The organism is Meiothermus rufus DSM 22234 (assembly GCF_000423425.1).
Taxonomy (GTDB): domain Bacteria; phylum Deinococcota; class Deinococci; order Deinococcales; family Thermaceae; genus Meiothermus; species Meiothermus rufus.
The window spans coordinates 16,834-33,954 of record NZ_AUHY01000030.1; the positions used below are offsets into that span (position 1 = coordinate 16,834).

Sequence of the window (17,121 nt, forward strand, 5' to 3'; positions counted from 1 at the left end):
ACCAAACTAGCACAGCCGCTGTAGGCTTCCATGAGCCCAAGCCATGGGGTAAAGTCAGAGGGTGGATTTTCAGAGCCTGCTAGACGAACTCGAGCTCGACGCCTTCTTCGTCTCCAACCCCTACAACGTCCGCTACCTCTCGGGGTTTGTCGAGGGCAAGGACGCCAAGATCGTCATTACCCGCACTGGGGCAACCCTGATCACCGACGGGCGCTACCGGGTAGAGGCCGAGCAGCAGCCCCTACCCCACCGGATTCTCCTCCGGCGCAGCCAGATGAACCAACTTCTGGCCGAGTTTTTTCAGGGGCGGGTGGGCCTCGAGGCCGAACACCTGAGCATCGCCACCCTGGAAAGCTTCCAGAAAGACTTTCCCCAGGTTACATTCGTCCCTACCCGCGGGGTATTTGAACGCCTAAGGCAAAAGAAAAACCCTGGGGAAATTGAGCACATCCGCCAGGCGGCGGCCCTGGCCGACCGGGGCTTTGCCCATATCCTGTCCTTCCTTAAGCCGGGGGTGCGCGAAATCGATATCGCCCTAGAGCTGGAGTTTTTCCTGCGTAAACACGGCTCAGAGGGTATGGCCTTCGGCACCACAGTGGCCTCGGGCGAGCGCAGCGCCATGCCCCACGGGGGGGCCAGCCCCCGGGTCATCCAGGCCGGGGAGCTGGTCACGCTGGATTTTGGCTGCGTGGTGGGGGGGTATTGCTCCGACATGACCCGCACGGTGGCGGTAGGCCAGGTCTCCCCGGAGCTACGCGCCATGTACCAAGCCGTGCTGGAGGCCCAGACCCTGGCCCTGGAGGCAGTGGCCCCGGGGCGGCAAGGGCAGGAACTCGATGCCCTGGCCCGCAACCACCTGGCCCGCTGGGGCTACGGGGAGTACTTCACCCACGGGCTGGGGCACGGGGTGGGCCTGTTCATCCATGAGGGGCCTAGTCTAGGGCAGGGCTCGGAGGAGGTGCTCGAGGCTGGCCAGGTGGTGACCATCGAACCGGGGGTCTATATCCCCCACCAGGCCGGCTGCCGCATCGAGGATCTGGTGCTGGTCACGCCCGAAGGCCACGAGGTGCTCTCCCAAAGCCCCAAGCAGCTCATCGAGCTATGAAGCGCTGGTTGGCCTTGTTGCTGTGGAGCGGGCTAGCTTTGGGCCAGGGCTATGTGGTGCAGCCAGGTGATACCCTGGAGCGCATCGCCCGACTATTCCAGGTGCAGGTGGCCGAGCTGATGCTGGCTAACGGCCTGATCCAAGACCCCCTGCCGGTAGGCGTGGCGCTCCACATCCCCGGTTCGGACTGGGATCCCATGAACCTCGAGGTACTGCCGTTGGAAGAACCCCTCCCCTGGGTCTTCCTCCCCCTGCCCCCGGCCCCCCTCGAGGCCAAAACCCCGCCTTTGGGCTTGCAGGGCCGGGCTTCCTGGTACGGAGGCCGTTTCCACGGTCGGCGCACTGCCAGCGGCGAACGGTTCAACAAGTTTCACCTGACCGCAGCCCACCGCACGCTGCCCTTCGGCACCCGGGTGCGGGTAACCAATCTGCACAATGGCCGCAGTGTGGTGGTGCGCATCAACGACCGGGGCCCCTATAGCCAGGGGCGCATCCTCGACCTCTCCTATGCGGCGGCCCGCCAGCTTGGCATCCTGCGGCAGGGGGTAGCCCAGGTTCGTTTGGAGATTCTGCGATGAAGTACGGTTTTCACCTCTCCATTGCTGGGAAGCTCGGCATGGCCGGGGCCCTCGAGGAGGCCCAATCCCTGGGGCTGAGCGCCCTACAAATCTTCGCCAAAAGCCCCCGTAGCTGGAAAACCCGCAGCCTGCGGCCTGGCGAGGTGGAGGGTTTCCGCAGCCGTAAGGAGAACCTAGGCAACCTGCCGGGGGTCATCCACGCCTCCTACCTGGTCAACCTAGCGGCCGAGGGCGAGCTGTGGGAGAAGAGCGTGTTCAGCCTGGCCGACGACCTAGCCAAAGCCCAGACCCTGGGCCTCGAGTACGTGGTGGTGCACCCTGGTTCAGGCTCACCAAAACGGGCCCGGGCCGGGGCCCTCCGGGCCCGCGAGCTGGCTGGTTTGGGGCGGAACGGGCCTTGGCTCCTGCTGGAGAATACCGCCGGCGGAGGAGAAAAACTGGGAGCCCGCCTATCCACCTTGGCCGAGCTGGTTGAAGACAGCCCCTTGGGCGTCTGCTTTGATACCTGCCACGCTTTTGCCGCAGGGTACACCCTGGGGGAAGCCCTGGAAGAGCTGGAAAGAAGCGTAGGGTTAGAGCGGGTTCCGGTGATCCACCTCAACGACTCGGTAGGCCAGCGGGGCTCCCAGCTAGACCACCACGCCAACCTGCTGGAAGGCCAGATGGGCGAAGAATTGAAAAATTTGCTGCTCGATCCCCGCCTGCAGGACAAGGTCTTCATCCTGGAAACCCCTCGAGGCCCACGGGAGGACAACCACAACCTGCGGGTGCTACGAAGCTGGCTAGAGGCCAAATAGCTGGAAAAACTGCTGGCGCACGCCACTTAGAAACCCCACCAAGGGCTGGCGCAGCACCGTCAGCAGCAACAGCAAAGCTACCACCGCATAGGTGGGGTTGGCCTCCAGGCGCCAGATGAAGGGGTGCCAGCGCAGGGGCAGAAAGCTCTGCACGATTTTAGAACCATCCAACGGGGGGATGGGCAGCAGGTTGAATACCGCCAGGGTTAGGTTGATGCTGGCCGCCACCACCGCGGCCCTGGCCACCATCGCCCAAAAGGCGCTGGGGTTGTATAGGTAGCCCATGTCCAACATCCAGCGCAGCAGCAAGGCGAGCAAGGTAGCGATCAACAGATTGATCACAATGCCAGCCAGCGAAACCACCAAAAGCCCCAGGCGGTAGTGGCGAAAGTTGGGTGGATAGATAGGCACTGGCTTAGCCCAACCGATGCCTACCAATAAAATCATCAGGGAACCGATAAGCTCGAGGTGCTTGAGGGGGTTGAGGGTCACCCGGCCCTGCTGGGCTGCGGTGGGGTCGCCCATCCAAAGCGCGGTAACGGCATGGCCCCACTCGTGCAGGGCCAGGGAAAGCATCAACACCAGCACCACCAGGCCAAAGGCCAGGGGATCGCTTTGCAACAGGGGAAGCAAGCCCATCTATAAGCCCATGGCGGCAAACAGGCTGTTGAGCAGGCCGCTCAGGCCCGCCCGGATGGCGGGTAGGATGCCGCTTAGGTTCAGCACCAGGAAGATGAGAAAGAAGCCTATAAAGCCATAACTCTGGAGCTGGTCCATAAAGCGCCGGGCCTCTATGCTACCGATGGCATAGACCACCCGGGCTCCATCCAAAGGCGGCACCGGGAATAGAAAGACAGCGGCGTGGCCGATCATCAGCGAGCCCGCCACCTGCATCCCCAGCGCGATGCTCGAGGTGGCTGGCCCCAGGCCCTCCAAAAGCCGCCCCAGCAGGATGTAGACAAAGGCCGCCACAAAAAAGCCTAGCGGCCCCATCAAGGCCACCTGGGCCCCCTTGGGGCCAAAAAGCCGCCAGGGCACCAGCCTAGGAAAGCCAAAGCCAATCAAGGCTAAGAACAAAAGGCCCAAGCCGTCCAGGTGTACCCGAGGCTCCACGGTTAGGAAGCCATAGCGACGCGGGTCGCCGTCCTTGTAGCGGTCGGCCAGATAGGCTTGGAAAAGGTTGTGCACCACCAGGCCAAAAGCCCCAGCGGCGAAGGCTACCAGATAGGCCAGCGGATCTCTACCGAGAAGTTCGAAGAAGAACATGCCGCTACCAGTTTACGGGTTCGGCCCAGTTGGGCGAATACCCGGCCCTCCATTGAGCGCCTCCAAGCCCTTGGAAAGGGCAAACCGCAGGTTCCTTTAGTCCAGTAGGCGGGTGCTGACAAAATTGGTGAAAACCACCCCCCGCTGGTAAAACGCGTTGTCCATCACCTTGAGGTGAAAGGGCACGGTGGTCTTGAGGCCAGGCCCTTCGATAACGGTCTCGCTCAGGGCCCGGCGCATCCGGGCGATAGCCTCCTCGCGGTTTTCGCCGTAGGTGATGAGCTTAGCCACCAGGGAGTCGTAGTGGGGGGGAATGCTATAGCCGGCGTAAAGGTGCGAGTCCACCCGTACCCCGGGGCCCCCAGGAAAGTGCAGGGTCTCCACCTTGCCGATGCTGGGGCGGAAGTCTTTTTCATAATCCTCAGCGTTGATACGGCACTCTATGGCATGGCCCCGCAGCTGAATGTCCTCCTGTCGCAGGGTAAAGGGCTCCCCGGCAGCAATCTGAATCTGGAGCTTGACTAGGTCCAGGCCCGAGATCATCTCCGAAACGCAGTGCTCCACCTGGATGCGGGTGTTCATCTCCATGAAGTAGTAGTGGCCCTCGGGGTCTACGATGAACTCGAGGGTACCCGCCCCCTGGTAGTTCACATACTGGGCCAGCCGCACCCCCGCGGCCAGAATCTCCTGGCGCAGGGACTCCTCGAGCCGGCTAGGGGCCTCCTCGATGAGCTTCTGGTTGCGCCGCTGGATGGAACAATCCCGCTCACCCACGTGCACCACATGCCCCTTGCCATCGCCCATAACCTGCACCTCGACGTGGCGGAACAGCTCGATGTACTTCTCCAAGATGATGGCGGGGTCGGAAAAGTAGTTCTGGGCTTCCACCTGAGCCTGGGCGAAGGCCTTCTTCATCTCCTCTGCCGAACGCACCACCTTCTGGCCTCGGCCCCCACCCCCGGCGCTGGCCTTCAAGAGCACCGGGTAGCCGATGGCCTCGGCGGCCTCGAGGGCCTCCTCCACCGATTGCAACACCCCTGTTCCCGGCACCACCGGCACATTGGCCTTTTCGGCAATCGCCCGCCCTCCGGCCTTGGAGCCCAGGCTGTGCATCGACTCTGGCGTGGGGCCAATGAAGACAATCCCGTGGTCGCGGCACATCTCGGCAAACTGGGGGTTCTCTGCCAGAAAACCGTAGCCGGGATGGATGGCCTCGGCCCCGGAGATAATCGCCGCCGAGAGCAGGTTGGGGATGTTGAGGTAACTCTGGGCCGAGGGAGGGGGCCCTATGCAGATGGCCTCGTCGGCCAGCAACACCGGCAAAGACTGGCTGTCGGCCTCACTATGGGCCACCACCACCTTCACCCCCAGCTCCCGGGCCGCCCTGAGCACCCGCAGGGCAATCTCCCCTCGGTTGGCCACCATGATTTTCTTGAACATATCGCACTCCAACGGTAGTGGGCCGGTTTTCTAAAGCCCTGCTACCCGGTTCAATCGCGAGCTTAGGCGGGTTCGATCAAAAACAGCACCTGGCCGTACTCCACTGGCTCGGCGTTGGCCACCAGAATTTTGCGCACCACCCCGGCCACCTCGCTCTCGATTTCGTTCATGAGCTTCATAGCCTCGATAATGCACAGCACCTGGCCCTTTTTCACCGTATCCCCTTCCTTCACGAAAGGCTCGGCATCGGGCGAGGGTGCACGGTAAAAGGTACCCACGATGGGAGCCTTAACCTCGACGTAGCGGCTGGTGTCTTCCTTGGGGGGCTCGCTTTTAGGAGCAGGCGTAGGGGCAGGCACGGCTGGCGGCAGCGGCTCGGGTGTGGGCGCCGGTGCAGGGGCTGCCGTGGGCACCACCACCGGGGTGGGCGCAGCCACCACCTGCACCTCACCCCCGCGCTTGACGGTTAGCTTGTAATCGGGGGTCTCGAGGGTCAACTCGGACACCTCGTGTTCTTGCAAGGCTTGGAGGATAGACTTGAGTTCCTTTGTATTCATGACAACCTCCGAAACTCTACTGCAGCACCTTGGCCTATAGAAGTATACGGCCCGGTGCAAGGTTGGTATAAAAAGCCACGGCCCCGCCGAAAGGCGGCGCCGTTGGGCAGCAAGCCTTTAGGCCCGCCCCAGGTACTCGCCGGTGCGGGTATCTACCCGGATCACCTGCCCACTTTCCACAAAGAGGGGCACCTGTACCACGGCCCCGGTCTCGAGGGTGGCGGGTTTGCTCCCCCCCGAGACCGTATCGCCCCGCACCCCTGGGGGTGTCTCGATAACCTTGAGCTCCACCGAGGCCGGCAGGGTGATGTCCAGAGGACGGCCATTGTACATGGCCCCCTGTACGGTCATCCCCTCCTTGAGAAAGCGGGTAGCCTCGGAGATGCTGCGCGGGACGTGGAACTGCTCGTAGGTTTCCAGATCCATGAAGACCAGTTCGTCGCCCTCGGGGTAGAGGTATTGCAGGTCTTTGGTTTCAACGTAGATGTCCTCGAGTTTCTCCCCCGAGTTGAAGGAGCGCTCCACAATGGCCCCGGTCTCGAGATTCCTAAACTTAGCCACCACCTTGGCCCCACCGCGCCCAATTTTCTGGTGCTGGTACTCGATGCACTGCCACAAGGCGCCATCCATCTTGACTTTGGTTCCGTTGCGCAGATCGGTAACGCTAATCATCCAACCTCCTCGTACCCAAAGGAAAAGTCTACGCGATGAAGCGGCCAAAAAAAAGCGGGCGTTTGACAAGGCCACCCCGCCCTGCCATAGGCTAAAGCCGATGAACTGGCTGGAGAACATCCGCATCGTGTTGGTGGGCAGCCAAGAACCCATGAACGTAGGGGCCGCCGCACGGGCTATGCAAAACTTTGGCATGACCGACCTGTGGCTGGTAGCCCCCGAGCCAAGAGTGCAGCAAGACCTGGCTCTCCACCCCCAAGGCTCGCTGGCCTACCGCCTGGCGGTGCGGGCAGAGGAGATACTGGATAACCTCAAGGTGGTACAAACCCTGCGCGAGGCCACCGCCGAAGCCCGGTTGGTGGTAGGCACCACCGTGCGCGAGCGGGAAATTTACACCGGCCCACTGGTAGAGCCCAAAACCATGGCCCAGCGTGTGGCCGAGGTGGCCCCCCAGGGCCGGGTGGCTTTGGTCTTCGGGCGCGAGACCTCGGGCCTGACCCGGGAGGAGATCGATCTTTCCCAGCTCATCGTGCGCATCCCCACCTCGCCCAAGCAGGCCAGCCTAAACCTGGCCCAGGCTGTACTGCTTTTGTGCTACGAGGTCTTTGGGGCTGCCCACAATCCTCCCGAGCCGGCCCCGGCCCCCCTGGCCGAGCGGGAGGCCTTGGAACGGCTCTTCGACGATCTGCAAAACTACATTCGCCAAATTGGCTTTACCGATGAGAAGCGGCTCCCCTACGCGATGCGGCGCTTCCGTCGGCTGCTGCACAAGGCCCAGCTAACCCCTGCCGAGGTGCAATTTTTGCGGGGCTTCCTGCACCAAAGCCGCTGGTACGCCCAGCACGGGCGGCGCAAAACCGACCCCAAGCCTGAGGAAAGGTGAGCTATGGAAACCGCCCCTAGCCTGTTCCGGCTCATTCGGCTGTACCGGCTGGTTCTGCCTTTGGCTATCGCGTTGGTGGTGGTTCTTTTTGAACTTTCCCTCCAGCCCTTCCAAGGCCAACCCGCGGCCTTCTGGCTAAGGCTGGGTTTTTACGGCCTGGTAGGCCCTTTGGTCACCTGGATGACCCTAGAGTGGATTGCCCAGCAGGTACAGGAACGCGAACGGGCCCAGCGAGCCTTAGAGGTGGCCAACCAACGCCTGGAGGCCATCGAGCGGGTGCTCAAGCAGGCTTCCGCTGCCGAAAACCTAGAGCAGGCCTTGGCCGCGGTGGTACAGGAGGCCGCCCAGGCCCTGGGCATGGAGGTCGCCCTCAGCCTCGAGGGGGTACAGGCTACCTCGGTTGGTTTCCGAGAAACAGGGCCGGTGTATGCCCTGCCGCTACCCGGAATGGCGGGGAAGCTCGAGGTGGCCCTCCCCCGGCCCTTGAGCGATGAGGAAAAGAACTTTTTGGAGGTACTGGTAGCCGAGGTGGCCGGAGCCCTGGACTCGGTACGCGCCCGCAGCCGGGATCTACTCACCCTCTACGAGGTGGATCAGGCCCTGCGGGCTGAGGCCAACCTGGGGCGGCTTTTGGAGCGCCTGTTGGAGCGCATTCTGGACTGGGCTGGGGCCGAGGGCGGAGGGGTGCTGCTTTTGGACGAGGAGCACTTCCTCCAACCCCAGGTGCTGCACAACCTGGCCCTGCCCCCGCACGCCTTTGCTCCTGAAGGGCGCTGGAAGGAGGCCCTCGAGGCCCCCACCTTCGTACAGGACAACCTGCTGGCCATACCGCTGCGCCAGCAGGGCCCTATCGGCCTATTGCTGGTGCAAGGGGAAGCAGAAAACCTACGCCAACGAATGGCCTTCCTGCGGTTCTTGGCTGCACAGGTCACCCTGGCGGTACGCAACGCCCAGGCCTACCTGAGGGCGGAGGAGCTGGCCCTGACCGAGGAGCGCAACCGCATCGCCCGGGAAATCCACGACGGCATCGCCCAGGCCCTGGCCTTTATGGCCCTCAAGCTCGACTTGGCCGAGCGCCTCTTGCCAACCGATCCCTCCCGGGCCTTGGAGGAACTATCCCAGGTCAAAGAGACCCTGCGGGCCCAGATTCGCGAAGTCCGGCGCAGCATCTTTGCCTTGCGCCCCATCGACCTCGAGCGCTATGGCTTTTTGGAGTCGGTGCGACGCTACGCCAGCGCCTTCGCCGAGCAGGCCGGCTTCCGGGTGCGGCTTGGTCTGCCGGAGCGGCTCGAGCTCTCCCAGGCTTCCGAGCTAGTCTTCTTCCGGGTTTTACAGGAGGCCCTAACCAACGCCGCCAAACATGGCCGGCCCAGCCTGGTTCAGGTCACCCTCACCCCCCTGGGGGAGCGGGGTGGGGTGCTCGAGGTACGCGACAATGGCAAAGGCTTCACTGCCGAGGGGGCCGCAGGGGGCCTAGGAGGCTTCGGCCTAACCCAGATGCGCGAGCGGGTGGAGGCCCGGGGGGGGCGTTTCGAAGTGGTCTCGCTTCCCGGCCAAGGTACCTGCGTGCGGGCCGAGTTGCCCTTTTAGGATGGAAGTATGGCCTGGTGGAAAACGCGCCTCGGCATCTCCGCTGGACTAAGCCTGTTGCTGCTGCCTTTGGGCCTACTGCTCAACCCCAGCTTGCCGCCGGGCCCTTTGGGTTTGCTGTGGCTGGCTGGCGCTTTGTGCGGCCTCTGGACGCCCGCCTTCCGCCTGTTGCTGGGGGGCGCCGCCACTTTGGCTTTGCTGGTGGGCCTGATCCTGTTTACCCCGCTTCCCGCCTGGCTTTTGGGCTGGCTCGAGGTACGGCAACAACCCCAGCCCGCCGATGCCATTGTGGTGCTGGGTGGGGGGATGCACTGCGGGGCAGGCGAGCTGGAAGGCAGCTCGCTGGCCCGGTTGGAAAAGGGCCTGGAACTCTGGCAGGCTGGCTGGGCCCCCCGTCTCACCCTTTCCGACACCGTAGGGGAGATTTTCGGCGATAGCCGCTGCCCTTCCTTAGGGCGGGTGGCCCTGGAGCGGGTGCGGGCGCTGTACAGCATAGCTGGCCCGGAAGTGGTGCTCTTGCCGCAGATGCGTACCACCCGCACCGAGGCCCTGGCCGTGGCTGAGGTGGCCCAGCGCCAAGGCTGGCAGCGGGTACTCTTGGTCACCACCCCGGCCCACAGCCGCCGCGCAGTGGGAGCCTTCCGCCGGCTGGGCTTGGAGGTGGTGAGCGTGCCCTCGAGCGAGCCCCGCTTCGACCGGGCTCTGGCCCAGCCCTTCGACCGCCTCCTGGCCCTGACCCCGCTGGTGCGGGAATACCTGGGGCTGGGGCTCTACCGGCTGCGGGGCTGGCTGTAGGGTTAGGCGTAGTCCTGCAAGACGGCAGCCAGGGCAGCCGGGCTGGGGCGTAGCTGCTCAGGGGAGAGGTGGGCCAGGGGGGTGTGCAGGCCCTCTACCTCGGCCAGGTTAGGCCGGTGAGGGTTGTAGTAGATTAGACCGGTGATGAACTCCTGCTTCTCCTGGGCCTCCAGCAGGCGCCTTAGGGCTACGGTTTTGTCGGTGGGGTCGTAGTCGGCCTCGAGGTTGCGCAGGGCGATGCGCGAGCCATCGTGCAACTCGACCAGGCGGTACTCGCCAGGCTGCATCGGCTCGATGGCGATCTCCTCGGCCGGGGGGATGAAACCCAGCTCGTGCAGGGGCTTTTCGTGCTTAGTACCGTAACCGTAGCTCTTGGGGCTGTCGTCCTCGTTGTTGAAGGTCACGCAGGGGCTGATGATGTCCAGCACCGCCGTGCCCCGGTGGGAGAGGGCCGCTTTGAGAAGCTCGCGCACCTGCTTGGCATCCCCAGCGAAGCTGCGGGCCACGAAGCCGCACCCCGCGACCAAGGCCTCGAGGCACAGGTCTACCGGTGGAAAAGGGTTTTCTCCCGCATACTTAAGGCGCAGCCCTTCCTCGGCGGTGGCGGAAAACTGGCCCTTGGTCAGGCCGTATACCCCGTTGTTCTCGATAATGTAGACCATGCGCAGGTTGCGCCGCATGAGGTGCTTGAACTGGCCCAGGCCAATGCTGCCGGTATCGCCATCGCCCGAAACCCCAATGGCCCGCAGGGTGTGGTTGGCCAGCAAGGCCCCAGTGGCCACGCTGGGCATGCGACCGTGCAGGGCGTTGAAGCCGTGGGACATCCCCAAGAAATAGGCCGGCGACTTGGAAGAGCAGCCGATACCAGAGAGCTTGATGACCTGGTGAGGCCGCAAGGAAAGCTCAAAGGCCACTTGGACGATCTGGCTGGAGATGCTGTTGTGGCCGCAGCCCTTGCACAAGGTGCTGGGAGCACCGTCGTAGTCTTTCTTGCTTAGACCGGCTAGGTTGAGCTTAGGGGCGGTGGTGGGAAGAGGGTTTTCCATACTCGGGCTCCTTTACTGTAGGGCCTCCCGCTTCAAAAGCTCCTCGAGAACCCACTGGGCGGTAAGGGGAAGGCCATCGAGGTAGGCGATGGGATAGAGGCGGCTTGCCAGCTCGGGCAGCTCGTTTTGCAGGATGGCGCAAAGCTGGCCATCGCGGTTGAGCTCAATCACGTAGACCCGCTCGTGGGCCGCCACGAACTCGCCCACCTCGGGGCCGATGGGCAAAGCCCGCAGGCGCAGGAAGCTGGTGGGCAGGCGTTCCGCCAGCCGGTCGCGCGCTTCCTCAATGGCGTAGCGGGTGGTGCCGAAGGCGATAAGACCAATACGGGCCTGGGGATGGGCCTGGATCACCGGCGGGGGCATCCGCTTGCGGGCCGTCTCGAACTTCCGGGCCAGGCGGGCCATATTGCGCACCCAGTCCTCGGGACGTTCGCTGTACTGGGCCTGCTCGTTGTGGCCGCTGCCACGGGTGAAATAGGCCGCCATAGGGTGCGGGGTGCCCGGCAGGGTGCGGTAGGGAATGCCGTCGCCATCCACATCCTTGTAGCGGGCAAAATACCCCAGGGCCTCAAGCTCTTGGGCGCTGAGCACCTTACCCCGCTGCAGGGGCTGGTTCGGGTAGTCGAAGGGGCGGCCCATCCAGTTGTTCATGCCCAAATCCAGGTCGGAAAGCACAAACACCGGGGTCTGGAGTTCTTCCGCTAGGTCAAAGGCCTTCCACCCGAACTCGAAGCACTCCTCGATGGAGGAGGGCAGCAGCACGGGGTGCTTGGTGTCGCCGTGGCCCAGGTAGTAGGTAAAAAGCAGGTCGCCCTGGCTGGTGCGGGTGGGTAGGCCGGTGCTGGGGCCTACCCGCTGGATGTCCCAGATAACCGCAGGAATCTCGGCGTAGTAGCCGTAGCTGACAAATTCGGCCATCAGGCTGATGCCCGGGCCACTGGTGGCGGTTAGCGCCCGGGCCCCGGCCCAGCCCGCCCCCATCACGATGCCAGCAGCAGCAAGCTCATCCTCGGCCTGCACCACCGCATAAGTGGGGTGACCTTGCTCGTCCTTGCGTAGCCGGGCCAGGAACTCCTTCAAAGCATCCATAAAGCTGGTGGAGGGGGTGATGGGGTACCAGGCCGCCACGCTCACCCCCCCAAAGACCGCCCCCAGGGCTCCGGCCTCGTTGCCGGTCATTAAGATCAGGCCCTCGGTTTTGTTCATGGGCTCGAGGCGGTAGGGGTCTCGCTTTTGCAGGTTCTGCGCCGCCCAGGCCTGGGCCCGCCGCACCACCTCGAGGTTGCTCTCCACCAGCTTGGCCCGCTGAGCAAACTGAGCTCCCAGGGCCTCCGCCACCACCTCGAGGGGCAGGTCTAGCATCCAGGCCAGTACCCCCACGTAGGCCATGTTGGCCAGGTAGGGCTTACGCTTGACCGGTATGTCCATTCCGGCCAAGAACTCCCCCGCGGGGATGGGGTAGTAGACCAGATCGGAGCGCTGGGGCAGGTTTTTGATCTCGGTGTGGTATAGGCAAACCCCCCCGCTAGGTAGTGCGGCCACGTCTTCCTGGGCGGTGGCGGGGTTGAAGGCCACCAGAATCTCCGAGGGCTTGCGGGCCACGTAACCTTGGTGGCTGACCCGGATGTGGTACCAGGTGGGCATCCCCTGGATGTTGGAAGGGAAGATGTTCTTGCCGTGTACCGGTATGCCTAGCTTAAAAAACGACCGCAACAGGGTAAGGTTGGCGGTCTGGCTTCCGGTTCCGTTGGCGGTAGCCACCACCAGCGAAAAGTCGTTGACGATGGGGGACTGGATGGCGGGCTGGGCCATCTGCGCATGTTCCAGAACGCTCATGACACCTCCTACAGGCCAAAGCTTGGTCTGTGCCCTTATCCTACCGAAAAAATGGGCGGTTGGTTGAATCAAAGAGCCCAGTTAGACTTGGGCATGGCGCCTTTGCTACTGGAAGAGGCTACGGTGCTGGATGTGCGCGCGGGCCGGTTGCTGCCCGACCAGCGGGTGGTGCTGCGGGAGGGCCGAATCGCGCGCCTCGAGCCCATGGAAGCCCCGGCCCCCGAGGCCCAGGCCCCGGGGGTGCGGGTGCTCAAGGTGCGCGGCCTGACCCTCCTCCCCGGGCTGATCGACGCCCACGTCCACGTGATGGCCTGGACCGCCAACCTGCGCGAGCTGAGCAACGCCTCACCCCACTACAACGCCCTCTGCGCCGCCCAGATCATGCGGGAGATGCTGCGGCGGGGCTTCACTACTGTACGCGACGCCGCCGGGGCCGACTTTGGCCTCAAGCGGGCAGTCGAGGAAGGGCTTCTCGAGGGGCCCCGGCTCTACATCTGCGGGCGGGCCCTGAGCCAGACCGGGGGGCACGGCGATGTGCGGGGACCAGGCGAGGAGGCCCTACAAACCGTGAGCAGTCCGGTGGCCTTTGGCCGGGTGGCCGACGGGGTGCCGGAGGTGCGCCGGGCCGCCCGGGAGGAGATCCGCCGGGGCGCCGACCAGCTCAAGCTGATGCTAGGCGGGGGCATTGCCTCACCTACCGACCGCCTGACCAACGACCAGTTCTCCCGCGAGGAAATCGCCGCAGCGGTGGAAGAGGCCGAGATGGCCGACCTCTACGTAATGGCCCACGCCTATACGGCCCGCGCGGTCAACCGCGCCCTAGAGGCCGGGGTACGCAGCATAGAGCACGGCAATCTGATCGATGAAAGCAGCGTGGAGCGGTTTTTGCGCTACGGAGCCTGGCTGGTGCCCACCCTGGTCACCTACCAGGCCCTAGCCCAAGAAGGGGTAACCGCCGGGTTGCCCCGCGAGGTAGCCCACAAAATAGACCTGGTGCTGGACAAGGGGCTGGCCGCCCTCGAGCTGGCCTACCGCGCGGGGGTCAATCTGGCCTACGGCACTGACCTGTTAGGGAGCATGCATCGCCACCAGCTGCAGGAGTTCACCCTACGGGCCCAGGTGCAGCCCAACCTCGAGGTCATCCGGGCCGCCACCCTCTATGCCGCCCGGCTGTTGCGGGCCGAGGGCCAGCTGGGCGAATTGGTTCCCGGGGCCTATGCCGACCTGATCGCCGTGGCGGGAAACCCCTTGGAAGACCTGGGGGTGCTGACCCAGCCCGAACGTTACCTTCAGCTGGTAATCAAGGGGGGGCGGGTCTACCTCGAGGCCATCCCCCCCCCAAGCGGCCAGTTGGGAAAAACCGCATAATGAGACCCCTCTTTGGCCAAAGAGCCACGCAACCCACCTTCGGGAAAAAGTTTGACTTGGTACAATCCCTCCATGGCCCGTGCGATTCACCTGTCCTCCGAGGTGGCCCCCGGTATCTATGCCATTCCGGTACCGATTCCCTTCCCTTTCAAATACGTAAACTGCTATCTGCTGCGCCCTAACCCCAACACCTCGGATGGACCGGTTTTGCTAGACTGCGCCCTGGACACTACCCCCGCCCGGCAGGCCCTAAAAGCCGCGTTGGAGGAGCACGGGCTGGGCTTCGGCGACCTCGAGTACCTGGTCATCACCCACCACCACCCCGACCACTACGGCCTGGCAGGGTGGCTCGAGGGCCAAGGCCCCCAGGTGTGGATGTTGGATGTGGAAAAGAGCCGGGGACACATCTTCTGGACCCAGCCCGAACAGATGACCCAGGCCGGGCTGGCCTTGTTCCAGCAACACGGGGTGCCGGCGGACTACCTGGACGACCTGGCCCAGCAGATGAACAAAACCCGCAGCCGGGTACATCCCGCCCAGCGCTTGCACACCTTCAGCGACGGACAAACCCTAAGGCTGGCGGGGATGCCCTTCCGTGCAGTCTGGACCCCCGGCCACGCCGACGGCCACGCCATGCTGTTGCGCGAAACGGACGGGGTACTGCTAGCTGGCGACCAGATTTTAGAGCGCATCTCCCCCAATATTGGCGTCTGGGCCTATACCTTTCCCAATCCTCTAGAACGCTTTTTCGAGTCGCTGGAAAAAACCGCCCGCCTGGGTGCCCGGCTGGCCCTACCCGGGCACTATGGCCCCATCGAGGCAATAGACGCGCGGGTGGCCGAACTCAAGGCCCACCACCAGGAGCGGCTGGAAGACTTGTACCAGTTCCTGAGTGAAACGCCCCAGACCTGCTGGACACTCTCCTTGCGGCTGTTCCCGGGCCCCCTCGACCCCATCCAGCGGCGCTTCGCCTGGTCGGAGACCCTGGCCCACCTGGAGTACCTGGTAGCCCAAGGCAGGGTGGAGCGGCTCGAGCACGAAGGCATCGTGCACTACCGCAAGAGCTTAAGGGGGGCTACAATCTAAAGCATCCCGGGAAACAGGCCCCTTAAGTGATCCGCTGCTTCCCGTGGCTGTTCGGAAGGAGGCCCCCATGAGCAAGGTCTATAAGAAGGTAGAGCTGGTAGGCAGTAGCTCGGAAAGCCTCGAGGACGCCATCCAAGTGGCGCTGGCCCGGGCCCGCCAAACCCTGCGCAACCTGGACTGGTTCGAGGTCAAGGAGATCCGCGGCAGCCTGAGCGACGGCCAGGTGAGCGCCTACCAGGTCACGCTGCTGGTGGGCTTTCGCCTGGAGGAGTAGCTCACCAGGCCAAGGCCAGACCGTCGGCCCGGGGCTCGCTGGCGGCCAGGAAGGCGGGGCCCTTTCGGAGAATCATCTGTCCCCGGCCAAAAGCGGCCCACTCCGGCTGCAAGATCACCTCGTGGCCGCGCTCGCGTAGTCCCTGGACAACATGAGGGGGCGTGGTGGGCTCGAGTTCCACCCGCAGACCGCGCACCCATTGCCAGCGGGGCGCATCCAAAGCGGCCTGGGGGTTTAGGCCGTAGTCCTCTAGGTTCACCACCACCTGGAGGTGCCCCTGGGGCTGCATATGCCCCCCCATCACCCCAAAAGGCCCTAGGGGTTTACCTTCACGGGTGAGAAACCCCGGAATAATGGTATGAAAAGGCTTCTTGCCCGGGGCATAGCGGTTGGGGTGGCCCTCCTCGAGCACAAAACAGGCCCCCCGGTTTTGCAGGGCGATGCCAGTACCGTCCACCACAATCCCTGAACCAAAGCCCATGTAGTTGGACTGGATAAGGGAAACCTGCAGCTCTCCATCCGCCGCACACAGGTATACGGTGCCCCCCCTTGGAGCCCCCGCCTGAATTGGAAGGGCTCGCTCTCCAATCAGCTCGCGGCGCTGGGAAAGATACTCGCTGTCGAGCAGGTCGACTGCCGAAACCGTCATGAAGCTCGGATCGGCTACATATTTCTGCACGTCGGCGAAGGCCAGCTTCATCGCCTCGATCTGGAGATGAAAGCTCTCCATGGAGTCGCGCGGATATTTTTCGAGCTCGAGGCCTTCCAGAATTTTCAGAGCCATCAGGGCGGCTATACCCTGCCCGGCGGGAGGAATCTCGTGTACTTCCAACCCCCGGTAGCGCACCGAAAGGGGTTCCACCCACTCCGAACGGTAGGCCGCTAGATCGGCCCGGGTCAGGTAACCCCCAGTGGCCGCGGCGAAGTCGGCGATTTGCGCCGCCAGCCTACCGGTATAGAAGCTCTCCGCCCCGGTGCGGGCAATCTCCCGCAGGGTAGCGGCGTGGGACGGACTATACCAAACCTCCCCAGGCCGCGGAGCCCGGCCTCCCGGCATAAACACCCTCTTGAAGGGTTGGAAACAGGCCTCCTCGAGGGGGCCGTACACCGCCTCGATGCGCTGCCAGTTGCGTCCGGTCTCGGGGGTTACGGCAAAGCCTTCCTCGGCATAGCGGATGGCTGGCTGGAAAAGCGCTTCAAAGGGAAGCCGGCCAAAGCGTTGGTGTAGCTCCCGCCAGGCCGAAGGAGCCCCCGGCACCGTAACCGGCAGCCAGCCCCGGGTGGGCACCTGGCCGCTTTGGGCAAAGGTAGCGAAGTCCAGTCCTGTCGGGCTCATGCCGTAGGCGCTTAGGCCATGAAGCCTCTGGCCATCGTGCACCAAGGCGAAGGCATCGGCACCGATGCCGTTGGAGGTGGGCTCGAGGACGGTAAGGGCAATGGCCGCCGCCACCGCAGCATCCACTGCGTTGCCCCCGGCCAAAAACATCTCCATACCGGCCAAAGCGGCCTGGGGCTGGCTGGTGGCGACCGCCCCTCGCCGGCCCACCACTACATTGCGGCGGGAGGGATAGGGATACTGGTTGAGATTCATAGTCAAAGTCCTTTCTCGTAGAGCTAGCGAAAAATACTTAGGACTTACGCAGTTGGCTGAAGGATGTGGAGGGGATGGGCGAGATAACTTCGTATTGCCTCGCGAACAATGGACGCCTTGGCCTCGTACCAGCTCACCCCCCTGCGCAGCCGGTAGACCTCCAGCCGGAGGAAGGCCCGCAAAGCCAGGAGGAGGTGCCGCAGGATGGAGACCGCCTTCCTCACCTGGGCCCGCTCC

The 17,121-nt window shown here is 63.9% G+C and carries 17 protein-coding genes and 1 pseudogene; 9 read left to right on the forward strand and 9 right to left on the reverse strand.

The features are described 5' to 3' along the window. Positions 1-61 precede the first annotated feature (61 nt). The 3 genes from G552_RS0107080 to G552_RS0107090 are packed head-to-tail and all read left to right on the forward strand — an operon-like array spanning position 62 to position 2,480. A complete protein-coding gene (locus tag G552_RS0107080; protein ID WP_027882406.1) occupies positions 62-1,105 on the forward strand; it encodes a M24 family metallopeptidase in 1,044 nt (347 codons plus the stop codon). Further along, positions 1,102-1,683 carry a septal ring lytic transglycosylase RlpA family protein gene (locus G552_RS16000; RefSeq protein WP_027882407.1) on the forward strand — a complete coding sequence of 194 codons (582 nt, stop codon included), beginning with the start codon at positions 1,102-1,104 and terminating at the stop codon, positions 1,681-1,683. Before G552_RS0107080 ends, G552_RS16000 begins: the two co-directional genes overlap by 4 nt. Next, a complete protein-coding gene (locus G552_RS0107090) occupies positions 1,680-2,480 on the forward strand; it encodes a deoxyribonuclease IV (RefSeq protein ID WP_027882408.1) in 801 nt (266 codons plus the stop codon). Before G552_RS16000 ends, G552_RS0107090 begins: the two co-directional genes overlap by 4 nt. On the opposite strand, the gene G552_RS0107095 is transcribed toward G552_RS0107090, so the two are convergent. The 5 genes from G552_RS0107095 to efp all read right to left on the reverse strand — a co-directional run bounded on the left by G552_RS0107095 (position 2,466) and on the right by efp (position 6,415). Further along, positions 2,466-3,119: a site-2 protease family protein gene (locus tag G552_RS0107095; protein ID WP_084640393.1), complete on the reverse strand. Its 654-nt coding sequence runs from the start codon at positions 3,117-3,119 to the stop codon at positions 2,466-2,468. The two genes, G552_RS0107090 and G552_RS0107095, sit on opposite strands and share 15 nt — an antisense overlap. Continuing rightward, positions 3,120-3,746, reverse strand: coding sequence for a zinc metalloprotease (locus tag G552_RS0107100; RefSeq protein ID WP_027882410.1), 627 nt, complete (start codon positions 3,744-3,746; stop codon positions 3,120-3,122). It lies immediately after the preceding gene. A gap of 96 nt (positions 3,747-3,842) precedes the next feature. Continuing rightward, entirely contained in the window at positions 3,843-5,186 is a 1,344-nt protein-coding gene (gene accC / locus G552_RS0107105) for an acetyl-CoA carboxylase biotin carboxylase subunit (protein ID WP_027882411.1), read from the reverse strand. A 62-nt stretch (positions 5,187-5,248) separates the two neighbouring features. After that, on the reverse strand, positions 5,249-5,743 hold the full coding sequence (accB, locus tag G552_RS0107110; protein ID WP_027882412.1) for an acetyl-CoA carboxylase biotin carboxyl carrier protein: 495 nt from the start codon (positions 5,741-5,743) through the stop codon (positions 5,249-5,251). Positions 5,744-5,860: 117 nt separating this feature from the next. Beyond that, on the reverse strand, positions 5,861-6,415 hold the full coding sequence (gene efp, locus G552_RS0107115; protein WP_027882413.1) for an elongation factor P: 555 nt from the start codon (positions 6,413-6,415) through the stop codon (positions 5,861-5,863). A 100-nt stretch (positions 6,416-6,515) separates the two neighbouring features. On the opposite strand from efp, the gene G552_RS0107120 reads away from it, so the two are divergent. From G552_RS0107120 to G552_RS0107130, 3 genes are read left to right on the forward strand one after another with little or no spacing between them, the layout of a single operon-like run. After that, positions 6,516-7,298: an RNA methyltransferase gene (locus tag G552_RS0107120; RefSeq protein WP_036270430.1), complete on the forward strand. Its 783-nt coding sequence runs from the start codon at positions 6,516-6,518 to the stop codon at positions 7,296-7,298. Positions 7,299-7,301: 3 nt separating this feature from the next. Then, positions 7,302-8,888, forward strand: a complete 1,587-nt coding sequence (locus tag G552_RS0107125) for a sensor histidine kinase (protein WP_027882415.1) — start codon at positions 7,302-7,304, stop codon at positions 8,886-8,888. A gap of 9 nt (positions 8,889-8,897) precedes the next feature. Then, complete coding sequence (locus tag G552_RS0107130; RefSeq protein WP_245575138.1) at positions 8,898-9,683, forward strand: YdcF family protein; 786 nt, start codon at positions 8,898-8,900, stop codon at positions 9,681-9,683. A gap of 2 nt (positions 9,684-9,685) precedes the next feature. Here G552_RS0107130 and G552_RS0107135 read toward each other — a convergent pair whose 3' ends face one another. Together G552_RS0107135 and G552_RS0107140 are read right to left on the reverse strand one after the other, a co-directional pair. Further along, positions 9,686-10,729 carry a 2-oxoacid:ferredoxin oxidoreductase subunit beta gene (locus G552_RS0107135; protein ID WP_027882417.1) on the reverse strand — a complete coding sequence of 348 codons (1,044 nt, stop codon included), beginning with the start codon at positions 10,727-10,729 and terminating at the stop codon, positions 9,686-9,688. A 12-nt stretch (positions 10,730-10,741) separates the two neighbouring features. Then, positions 10,742-12,565: a 2-oxoacid:acceptor oxidoreductase subunit alpha gene (locus G552_RS0107140; RefSeq protein ID WP_027882418.1), complete on the reverse strand. Its 1,824-nt coding sequence runs from the start codon at positions 12,563-12,565 to the stop codon at positions 10,742-10,744. A 93-nt stretch (positions 12,566-12,658) separates the two neighbouring features. Here G552_RS0107140 and G552_RS14945 point away from each other — a divergent pair, with 93 nt between their 5' ends. The 3 genes from G552_RS14945 (at position 12,659) to G552_RS0107155 (ending at position 15,293) form a co-directional block, all read left to right on the forward strand. Next, positions 12,659-13,933: a metal-dependent hydrolase family protein gene (locus tag G552_RS14945; protein WP_051195723.1), complete on the forward strand. Its 1,275-nt coding sequence runs from the start codon at positions 12,659-12,661 to the stop codon at positions 13,931-13,933. A 72-nt stretch (positions 13,934-14,005) separates the two neighbouring features. Then, entirely contained in the window at positions 14,006-15,019 is a 1,014-nt protein-coding gene (locus G552_RS0107150) for an MBL fold metallo-hydrolase (protein WP_027882419.1), read from the forward strand. Between the two features lie 67 nt (positions 15,020-15,086). Then, positions 15,087-15,293 (forward strand): dodecin, encoded by a 207-nt coding sequence (locus G552_RS0107155; protein WP_027882420.1) that lies wholly within the window; start codon positions 15,087-15,089, stop codon positions 15,291-15,293. A gap of 1 nt (position 15,294) precedes the next feature. On the opposite strand, the gene G552_RS0107160 is transcribed toward G552_RS0107155, so the two are convergent. After that, on the reverse strand, positions 15,295-16,884 hold the full coding sequence (locus G552_RS0107160) for a gamma-glutamyltransferase family protein (protein ID WP_027882421.1): 1,590 nt from the start codon (positions 16,882-16,884) through the stop codon (positions 15,295-15,297). Between the two features lie 44 nt (positions 16,885-16,928). Next, positions 16,929-17,121: pseudogene (locus G552_RS0107165) on the reverse strand (IS701 family transposase); the annotation flags it as partial.